The following is a 7895-nucleotide window of genomic DNA, read 5'->3' on the forward strand; positions in this document are numbered from 1 at the left end:
TTTTACTCTCTCCTGATATTTTCCGATGTGTTATGCATGGAATCGTTATTCCCCATATAGAAAGTTGCAATCATTCAAACGCTTCAATCTCTACCATCCAATCAGTCTCTGGCCCATAATATCGATATGCTTCATGCACTGGAGCTCCCCAGGAATCATCTCCCCCAACCCCACTCTGTCCCTCGAGAATCCTCACATGCAATTTTCCAGTCTCTGGGAGCTCATGGATATACCTTGCTTGTTCCAGCTCATGGCAACTGTAGGGCAAGAGAGAACATTCAAAGCATCTATTGGACCTGATTCTCAGTCCCTGATCATGATTGTCTGTAAGTGTCAGGCTTCTCACATCAATCCTGTTCCCATACTCCTGAGGATGGAGATAGGATTTCTGGTCCTCATAGGGATTGAACTCAACATATCGCAGTACATTGCCACCTTTGCGGTCTTGATAGCTTTCCATCATTTCATTTCCGTAGTATGCAACATTCCGATAACGGCTATCCACCGAAAAGGTAATCCCAAAGCAAGGAATCGGGGAAGAGAATCTTGGTGGTTCTATCTTCATGATCACCTTATTCCCTGAGAACCAATAGGAGACCTTCACCAAAGTGGAGCCACATCGAATCCCTGCAGAGAACACATTGTTTTCTCTGTTGAAATACTCAGCCACTTGGTACAATGATGCCAGTTTATACTCCATGGCGGGAAGGAGCGGATTGACACCGATGTCATTATCCGTTGGTGCACGCCAGAACTCCAACTTCACCGCGCTCTGTAGAATATTTCGCATCTTGTGTTGTATTGCGACAATTTCTCCATGGTGATGATCGATCAAGAAGGAGAAATTGCCACTGCGATGACCCGTATGCATATCCCCTTCGATCAGGGCATCAGCTGCTTCAGGTGGCACCATTTGGGTGGATTCATAACAGAGGACCTGACCAACACGTACAATGACATGCCCTCTCCTTGCCCAAGGGGTATCATGCTTTTGCACTACGCTCACTATCAGTTGGAGCTCTCCCTCCATGCAAGAGCGCTCATCAGGCACTGCCGGCCTTTCCACTGCGAGGGAGGGAATAGGATAGGTGTTTTTCTCGAGCGGCCCCAGTGAAACACGCAGATATCCTGATGCTATCTCTTTGCCATCCAGCGTATAGGTGTATAAGAACTCATACCCATCGGTATTGATGAACGCATGCTTGTTTCGTATCTGTATCTCATATGGTTGTTCTTCCTTACAGGACACATTTCCTATGAATTTGATTGTTACAGGACTATAGGAATATGCAACCTGCTGGAGTTTAGCAGATATATTGCGCTCTCCGTCAACAAGCCCGTTGATGCAGAAATAGCCGTCAGTCGGGCTACTGAAACCCAGCCCGCAAAGCTCCTTGCCATCCTGTATAAGACTCTGGTCGACAAAATCCCAGATGAATCCCCCCCCGTATGCTTCAGATTCATCCTCGAGGGCAATATATTCATCAAGGTTGCCGACACTATTGCCCATGGCGTGTGCGTATTCACAGAGCAGGAAAGGTTTCTCTCCCTGGTCCAGGTATTCCTGAATCTCCGGAATCCTGGCATACATCCTACTCTCAACATCACTGGTGGAATCATAGCGCCTGTCATGGAAAATCCCTTCATAGTGAACAAGATGATTATCACCCAGGCTCCTGAAATATGCAGCCACCTCTGCGATGATCGGGCCACCAAAGCTCTCATTACCACATGAATAAAAGAGAATGGAGGGGTGGTTCTTGTCTCGCATAGCCATTGATTGTGCCCGATCAAGTACCGCATCCCGCCACTGCACCTTATCATCGGGGATTGTATGGGGTTTCCTCTCCGCCCTACCGGCAACCATCCAAGTACCATGGGTTTCCAAATTCATTTCATCCATGACATAGATACCCAATTGATCACAAAGATCATAGACATGTGGATGGTTGGGATAATGACTGGTTCTCAGTGCATTGATATTATGCTGCTTCATCAGCAATATGTCTTTCTCAATCAATGTTTCATCGATAGCTCTCCCCTTCCGGGGATCAAACTCATGCCGGTTTACCCCGCGGAGGATGAGCCTTTTCCCGTTAAGATAGATTGTCCGTCCCCTGATCTCTATCTCCCTGAAACCAAAATGCCCTTTCACTGCATCAAGTACAAGATTATCCTGTTTAAGAACCAGGGTATAATCATATAGATTGGGAACCTCTGCGCTCCAGAGCAAAGGATTCTTGAGAGACAACTTCAATCCAGGGTATCTTTGATCATTGATAAGTACTTCATACGCATACCTACCTTCTTTTGAAGGAGTTACCTCAAAGACCACCTCTCCTGAGTGGTAATCGTCACTGAGCGTTGGGCGGACAAACACATCCACTATCCTGATCGGTTTACAGATCAATAGCCTAACTGAACGAAATATCCCAGGGATCCGCCAGAAGTCCTGATCCTCAAGCCAACTTCCCGTAGAGAATCGCAGCACCATCACTGAGATGAGATTCTCCCCCCGCTTGAGAAATGGGGAGATAAGAAACTCCCCAGGGGAGAAACTATCCTCCTTATACCCCACATACCGTCCATTCACATAGAGATACATTGCAGAGTCTACACCATCAAAGCGAATGAGTATATCATTCTCAAGATACTCATCAGTGATGGTGACTGTTTTTGCATAACACCCTGTAGGATTCAAATCAGGGATGGCAGGTGGACGTATTGCATGCAGTCCATCCCATGGATACACCGTATTCGTATACTGCGCTACACCATACCCTTTCAGGGGGAGATGGGAGGGAACCTCAATACGTTCCATAGCCGGAAGCTGTGCACTATCCAAGAAATGGGGAGTAGCCTCTGAAGGAGCCTCAAAATAGGAGAAATGCCAATCCCCATTCAGGCTGATTTCTTTCACTGCTTGCTGCTGGGTAAAGAGAGCATGAGGAGGGAGTCGGTTTTCTTGAAAAACGGTTGGGTCAAGCGATTGGTTGCATTGCATGTTGTCACCTACTTACTGTTTGACTGAACCTACCATGCCCTGCACAAATTGCTTCTGGAAGGCAAAGAATACAATGATGACAGGAAGTGTAGCCAAGGCAATGCCTGTCATAATCACCCCATAGTCAGGTGTGTACGATGAAGACAATGAAGAGATGAGAAGCGTTGATGTCCGCTTGTCATTCGATTGCAATACGATGAGTGGCCAGATATATGCATTCCAACTTGTCATGAAGGCATAGATGGCACCTGCAGCATAGGTACTCTTCATACTGGGAAAAAAGATGGTGAAGAAAATTCTCAACTCACCTGCACCATCCACACGGGCAGCCTGCAGAATCTCTGTCTGGTAATTAACGAAACTTTGCCGGAAAAAGAAAATCATGAATACGCTGATGCTCCCTACCAGGATAATGGCGGTATGGGAGTTCAGGAGACGCAACACCACGATGATCTGGAAGAGGGGAATCATCAGGGATGCAAAGGGAATCATCATGGTAAGCAAGAAAAATGAATAGGTCTTCTCCTTCACCCTTGATTTGTACATCTGGAATCCATATGCAGCCATGCTGGTCACCAGGAGGGAAAGCAGCACAGTGAGGACCGCGATCTTTGCTGAATTGAACAGCGCCCTACCCATATCAGCCTGACCAAACAGATTCTTCAGATTAACACCCAACTGATCACCAAATGAGAGTTTGCCTGTTTGGATATCCACCGCACTATTGGTTGAACCCAGAACTATCCAGATGAAAGGAAATATGGAAAGAAATGCTGAAACAGATAAAAACAAGTAGAGAAAAAATGTACCAAGACCTTTCTTCATGTTCATTTTGATGCTCCTCTCTGTAGTTTTCTCTCTGCTCGATCCAGTTTCTTCTGCATGGTTTCATCCTTGTCACTGCTCACCTTGAACTGCACAAGGGTCAATAATGCAATAATGACCAGAATTGCATAGCTCACCGTGGCAGCATAGCCAAAGTTAGGAGTGTATTTGAAACAGAGGTTATAGATATACACACTCAGCGTAAGAAAACAGTTATCAGGACCTATCATGCTTGCAGTGGTCCCTCCCTGTGACAGGTTCATCGGTTCATCGAACAATTGCAGCGTCCCTATTGTGGACATGACCGTAGTAAAGAGAATAATCGGCTTTAAAAGCGGTAGCGTGATGGTGAAAAAACTCTGTATTTTCGTCGATCCATCAATGGAAGCGGCTTCATACAGGTCGTCAGAGATATTTTGCATTGCGGAAAGATAGAAAATCATATTATAGCCGGTCCATCGCCAGATCATGGCGATGATCAGGACAAAGGTTGCAAGCCTCGGAACACTCATCCACTGCAGGGGAATATCGATGATGTGCAACTTGAGAAGGGCGTTGTTTATCAGTCCCTCATAGCTGAACAGCATCTTGAACAGGATGGAATAGGCAATCAATGATGTGACAGAGGGAAGAAAGAGCGCCGTTCTAAAGAAGCCCCTGAACCTGATGTTCTTATTGTTCAGAATAGCTGCGAAGGTTATGGCCAGCACCAACATAATCGGGACCTGAAGAAACAAGAGTCTGAATGTATTCTTCAATGCCAGGAAAAACATCGGGTCATTGAACATCCTGATATAATTTTTCACCCCGACAAATTCACTTACAATCCCCTTTGTTGAGGTAAAGGAGAGATAGAGTGAGTAAAATATTGGATATACAATAAAACCAGCCAACAATATCGAAGCCGGGATGATAAAATACCAACCAACTCTATCAAGTCGCTTTTCAGTAGCCATAGAATACACTCCCCCATGAGCAGGAATTGGGGCAGCAACCCCAATTTTTCATCCCTCGCCGATATAACTGGCGATTCAATCAAACGACATATCTCATTCCAGCGCCATTGGGTACATTCTCTGTACTATTACCCAATCACCTATTATTGTTACATGCACCTTTTAAAAAAGCAGGAGGCATGACCTCCTGCTTCTCAGGATCAAAAATTACTTATTGAATTGAATTCTTCAGCTGATTCTCAGCGGCTTTGATAGCCTCTTCGAGTGTTGACCTGCCGGTATAGTAATCTTCCATAACAGCCATTACTGCAGCATCAGCCTCATAGGTATACTGACCAACGTTCACCTTCGGAACCATGGATGCCCATTCACTCAGGTCTTTGTAGATTGCCTTGTTCCCAAAGAACTCATCCTTTGTTTCGAAAGCGTCTCCACTGAAGGCTGGGATATAGGAACCGATGGCACCATTGTTCATCAGGATGGTCTGGTAGAACTCCTTATCGTTGCCATAAATCTCTTTCATGAATTCAATTGCCTTGTCTCGGTTGGCACCATTCTCAAGGACGAACCAGGAGGAACCCCCCAGATTGGATGCATTGACTGAGTTGGGAAGGTCAAGTCGTGGGGTTGGAGCTACCGCCCATAGCCCACTCTGATCAGCAGCAGCCTTGATTGAACCAATAATCCATACACCTGTGGTTACAGAAGCAACTTTTCCTGAGTTGAATGCACCAACCCACTCATTCCATCCATTTGAAGGGAATGCGAGGTCTTCTGATACAAAGCGTTTGTATAGTTTCATCGCTTCCTCAAGTGCTGCATTGTTGACAAGAGCTGGGTTCCCTTCATTATCAAAATACCAGCTTCCTGCACTTTGGAGCATGATTCTGAACAGGCCACCATCACTCTTGTCATTGGCGAGCATGTACTGGCCGGTTTTTGCCTTGTACTCTTTTGCAATATCGGCAAATTCATTCCAGGTGATGTTCTCAAGGTCCTCTGCTTCAAAACCTGCTTTCTTGAGCAGATCAGTGCGATAGAAGAAGCCGGAAACGCCAGAATCGAAAGGAACGCCGTAGTATTTGCCATCCAATTTCATGACATCAGCCTTATAGTCTACAAAATCGCCATAATTGAATGCATCACTCAGGTCCGCAAACTGGCCGGGGTAACTGGTCAGGTATTTCTGTACATTGTAGTCCTCGATGAGTACGATGTCAGGCAACCCCTGGGTTGTACGGGATGCCAAATTGGTATGGAGTTTCTGTTCAACATCTGCCTTTGCAAGTTCAACAATCTCAAACGTTGCATCAGGATGTTTTTCCTGATACCGGCTGACTGCCTCATTCATGATTGAGATATTGAAGTTTGGATCCCAAGCCCAGATGGTGATTGGACCAGCCTCCTTTGCTTCACTCGTCCCTGCCGCAAATAATGGTGTCATAAAAACCAAGAGCACCAAAAAAATAGTTACGCTTTTTCTCATTCCTTTCTCTCCTTTTCTCATAGCAGTATCCCTGCCTGTTGTCTTCAGCTTACGTTGCACCAGACCAACTGTCAAGAATAATTTTACTATTTTTTTACTATAATTTTATCAACTAAAATCACACACCATGCAAAGCGTATCGATACATCTCAGCACTGATGACCATATTTTTTAAAATACATTTCAATTATTCAGATTTGGTGGTAGGATACTAGTAAACTTTTACTTGAAGATGAAAGAAAGGAAAACCTGTGTCTACTATTACGGATATTGCGAAGAAAGCGAAAGTCTCCATTACCACTGTTTCAAGAATCCTGAACCATGATGATACCCTCAGCGTCTCTGACGAAACAAAACTGAGAGTCCTTGTTGCTGCAAAGGAATTGGAATATGTCACACTCCAACAAAGAAAACAGAGAAAAAAGGCAGGGAAAAAGCTCACCTTTGCAATTGTGGAATGGTATGATTATCCTGCATTGATCGAAGATCCGTATTACCTGTATTTGATGACTACTGTTGAGAAGCAGCTTGCCAGAGAGAATATCAACACGGTGAAATTCATCAATATAGATGGGGAATTTGTTCCCTCTGTAGATACACCGATAGACGCCATCATCGCCATTGGGAGGTTCAATCTCAACCAGATCGAGAAGATATCAACTTTCTCTCCTTATATCGTATTCCTGGATTCCTGCCCTGATGCCACCCGCTTTGATTCTGTGCTCATCAACACGGAACTCGGAACACGGCTTGCTTTACAGCATTTGTACGACCTGGGGCACCGTAGGATTGCCTATATTGGCGGAAAAGTAATCGGGGATACGGGTGGACAAGGGAGAGATATGCGAAAAACCGCGTATTGTGAATTCATGCAGGAAAACACCATCTTTGACGAAGCGCTCATCTTTGAAGGTGAGAGGCTTTCCTACACTGAAGGATATACACTTGCTATGTCAGCCATGGCGTTGCAGGATCGCCCAACTGCCTTGTTCTGTGCAAACGACTCCACAGCAACAGGGGTCCTTGCAAGACTCCATCAGAGCAAGATAACCGTACCTGATGATATCAGTGTTGTGGGCTTCAACGACCAAAGTTCGGTGCAGTTCCTCTCCCCGCCACTGACAACGGTCAACATACCAATGCAGTTCATCGCACAAAATACCGTGGATATCCTGAAGAACAGAATAAGTGGCCAATACAGGCTCCCGATCAAGATTTATGTGCCTACCTCACTGACCATCCGTGAAAGTACAAAAAAACTGGGTTAGTTCTACTGTATTCTCAGACCATGGCAAAAGAGGACACCACTGGCATCCTCCTTTTCTTGGTATATGACTGATTCCCTTTCTGTACAAGGAGGAATACCAGGGACACCCCTTCCAAAAATCCCTACAGGAAATCCTTGACTCCCTTGGCTGCAATCTCTCCTGCATTCTGATAGCCATTACCCTTTCGCTCTTGCTCAGCCTTCACCAAAGTTCGGGCAGTATAGCTTAGTGCATTCATGGTGGCACTGTTGATCTTGGACCGTTGGATTGCTGTATCCAGATCTGGCCCTAGAATAAAATAGGTATCACTCGGCTCATGGTGCACCACCTCAATGGCATAGAAGAGCTCTCGCCCA

At 45.4% G+C, this 7895-nt stretch carries 6 protein-coding genes; 1 reads left to right on the forward strand and 5 read right to left on the reverse strand.

The annotated features are described in order from the left end of the window. Positions 1-70 precede the first annotated feature (70 nt). The 4 genes from AB7S66_RS10110 to AB7S66_RS10125 form a co-directional block, all read right to left on the reverse strand. Positions 71-3004 carry a glycoside hydrolase family 2 TIM barrel-domain containing protein gene (locus AB7S66_RS10110; protein ID WP_428519633.1) on the reverse strand — a complete coding sequence of 978 codons (2934 nt, stop codon included), beginning with the start codon at positions 3002-3004 and terminating at the stop codon, positions 71-73. Positions 3005-3016: 12 nt separating this feature from the next. Then, positions 3017-3835, reverse strand: coding sequence for a carbohydrate ABC transporter permease (locus tag AB7S66_RS10115; protein WP_428519635.1), 819 nt, complete (start codon positions 3833-3835; stop codon positions 3017-3019). Next, complete coding sequence (locus tag AB7S66_RS10120) at positions 3832-4785, reverse strand: carbohydrate ABC transporter permease (RefSeq protein WP_428519637.1); 954 nt, start codon at positions 4783-4785, stop codon at positions 3832-3834. The genes AB7S66_RS10115 and AB7S66_RS10120 overlap by 4 nt, the downstream gene beginning before the upstream one ends. Positions 4786-4996: 211 nt before the next feature. Next, entirely contained in the window at positions 4997-6271 is a 1275-nt protein-coding gene (locus AB7S66_RS10125) for an ABC transporter substrate-binding protein (RefSeq protein ID WP_428519639.1), read from the reverse strand. 251 nt (positions 6272-6522) lie between these two features. Between AB7S66_RS10125 and AB7S66_RS10130 the strand changes: the two genes are divergently transcribed. Further along, positions 6523-7539 (forward strand): LacI family DNA-binding transcriptional regulator, encoded by a 1017-nt coding sequence (locus AB7S66_RS10130; protein ID WP_428519641.1) that lies wholly within the window; start codon positions 6523-6525, stop codon positions 7537-7539. A gap of 121 nt (positions 7540-7660) precedes the next feature. Here the strand turns inward: AB7S66_RS10130 and AB7S66_RS10135 are convergent. After that, on the reverse strand, positions 7661-7895 hold a 235-nt coding region (locus AB7S66_RS10135), incomplete at its 5' end, for a hypothetical protein (RefSeq protein ID WP_428519643.1).

Source organism: Sphaerochaeta sp., from assembly GCF_050178175.1.
GTDB lineage: Bacteria > Spirochaetota > Spirochaetia > Sphaerochaetales > Sphaerochaetaceae > Sphaerochaeta.